This window comes from Rhabdaerophilum sp., assembly GCF_046092605.1.
GTDB lineage: Bacteria > Pseudomonadota > Alphaproteobacteria > Rhizobiales > Beijerinckiaceae > Rhabdaerophilum.
Genome location: NZ_JBJTDY010000033.1, coordinates 1 through 2,567 on the forward strand (window position 1 = coordinate 1; position 2,567 = coordinate 2,567).

A 2,567-nucleotide genomic window follows, 5' to 3' on the forward strand; every position below is an offset into this window, starting at 1 on the left:
CAATCCGCTGAGCTACCAGGGCAGCAGTGCCGCCGGGGCCTCGCAAACCGGAACCTCCGGGACGTTCTCGTCCTCGGCACAGACGCCGCAGCCCGGCGGCAGCGGCAGCAATTTCTGGGCCTTCCAGGGTTCCACCGGCAACCAGAACGTGGACGGCCTGCTATCCGGCAGCCGCTGGGGCGGCAGCACGCTGACCTATTCGTTCCCCACCGTCTCGACGCAATACGAATCGAGCTACAGTGTCAATAATGAGCCGCTGCTGGGCTTCCAGACCGCGACGGAAGCGCTGAAGGTCGCGACCCGTTCTGCGATGAATCTCGTCTCGCAGGACACGAACCTCGTCACGACCGAAGTGTCGCCGACGATCACCGCCGATATCCGTTCCGGATTTTCGTATGCGCCCTCCACCGCCTGGGCCTATTACCCCTCGGACAGCAAGACCGGCGGTGATGTCTGGTACGGCCGGGGCTACACGGAATACCAGAACCCCATCAAGGGCCAGTATGCCGGGGCGACCGTTCTGCACGAGCTCGGCCATTCCCTGGGCCTGAAGCACGGTCATCAATTTGGTGGGCCGGCCAACACCGCCATGCAGGCGGAGTTCGACCAGATGTCCTATTCGGTGATGACTTATCGCAGCTATCTCGGTGCGTCGGTCACGGGCGGATATACCAACGAACTCAATGGCTACGCGCAAACCTACATGATGTATGACATCGCATCGCTGCAGACGATGTATGGCGCGAACTTCAACACGAATTCCGGCAACACCACCTATAGCTGGAGCGCCACCACCGGCGAGATGTTCATCAATGGCGTGGGCCAGGGCGCGCCGGGCGGCAACCGCATCTTCCTCACCGTGTGGGACGGCAACGGGATCGATACCTACGATTTCTCGAACTACACGACCAACCTCAGCATCAATCTCGCGCCGGGCAACTTCTCGATCACCTCCTCGACGCAGCTCGCGAACCTCGGCGATGGCCGATATGCGCCGGGCAACGTGTTCAACGCATTGCAGTTCAACGGTGACGCGCGCTCGCTGATCGAAAACGCCATCGGCGGCTCGGGGAATGATACGATTGTCGGCAATTCTGCGAACAACACGCTGAATGGTGGTGGGGGGAATGATACCCTGATCGGTGGCGCGGGCGCCGATGCCCTGATCGGTGGCGCGGGCGCCGATGCGCTGATTGGCGGAAGTGACTGGGATACTGCGAATTATTTCGGCTCCAGCAGCGGCATCACGGTCGGCATGACCGGCTGGGCGAATACCGGTGACGCGGCGGGCGACACCTTCTCCGGTGTGGAAGGGATCTTTGCGACCAATTTCAGCGATCTGATCGGCGGTGATTCAGCCACCAATGCCTTGTATGGAAACGACGGCGACGACGGACTCTGGGGTTACGGTGATGTCGATTACCTTTATGGCGGTAACGGCAACGACAGCCTCAACGGTGGCCCCTCCGGCGATCTCATAGATGGCGGCAGCGGTTGGGACACGGTAAGCTATGATGCGGCTTCGTCGGGTGTGGTCGTTGGCCTCTCGAACTGGACTAATTTCGGCGAGGCAGCCGGTGATACCTTTGTCAGTGTCGAAGGCATATACGCGTCTGATTTTGCCGATCTGCTTGGTGGCGACGGGAATTCAAATGCGATCTACGGTCGCGGCGGCTCCGATAGCCTCTGGGGCTATGGCAGCACCGATTACCTCTACGGGGGCGCCGGCGACGACCAGCTCTATGGAGGCACTGGGGGCGATTTGCTCGACGGCGGAGCCGGTCTCGACGTCGCGCGCTACGATGAGGCCTGGTCAGGCGTAGTTGTCGGTCTCCGGAACTGGGTTAATTTCGGCGAAGCTGCAGGCGATACCTTCACAAGCATCGAAGGCGTTTCGGGCTCGCAGTTCTCTGACCAGATTGGGGGCGACAACGAGGCAAACACCCTATTCGGTCGCGGCGGCAATGACACAATCTGGGCTTATGGCGGGAACGACCAGATCACCGGCGGCACGGGTGAAGATTACATCATCACGGACGCCGGAAATGATACGATCTACTGGCGTACTGGCGATGGCAACGACTTTATCGCCGACTTCACCGGGGGGCTTGGCGCGGGCGACGTGCTGAACCTGGCCGGCTCGGGCGTGACCAGTTTCTCGCAACTGCAGGGACTGATTGTGCAGACGGCAAATACGAACCAATCCGAAATCCGGATTGGCAGCGAAGTCATCTATGTCTGGGGCATTCTGCCGGGGCAGTTCGCCGCCGACGATTTCGCTTTTGTCTGATGGATCGCGGTTGCGCGGAGATTGATAGCGCAACTTGACTTTGCCTAGCGCCCCTTTCTAAGCGGAAAGGCCGATGTAAAGATGCTGCATCTTTTGTTATAAAAGGCTGTTAAAATGTCGTTATCCGGTGGGAGTTCAGCGACGCGCAGGCGGTTCGTTGTCCACACACGCCGAGATGCGACCGACGTCGGGATCGAGCGCGGCGGATATGAAAGTGAGCAGAAACGCCTTCCTTCTGGACCGACATGAGGCATAAGCATCCGCCATCGTTAATTGC

1 protein-coding gene is annotated in these 2,567 nt (G+C 59.9%); it reads left to right on the forward strand.

What is annotated here, in order from left to right; genetic code table 11:
• Nucleotides 1–2,290 (forward strand): M10 family metallopeptidase C-terminal domain-containing protein (locus tag ACKODO_RS03240; RefSeq protein WP_408982016.1); only part of this gene is annotated, 2,290 nt, incomplete at its 5' end.
• Nucleotides 2,291–2,567 lie beyond the last annotated feature (277 nt).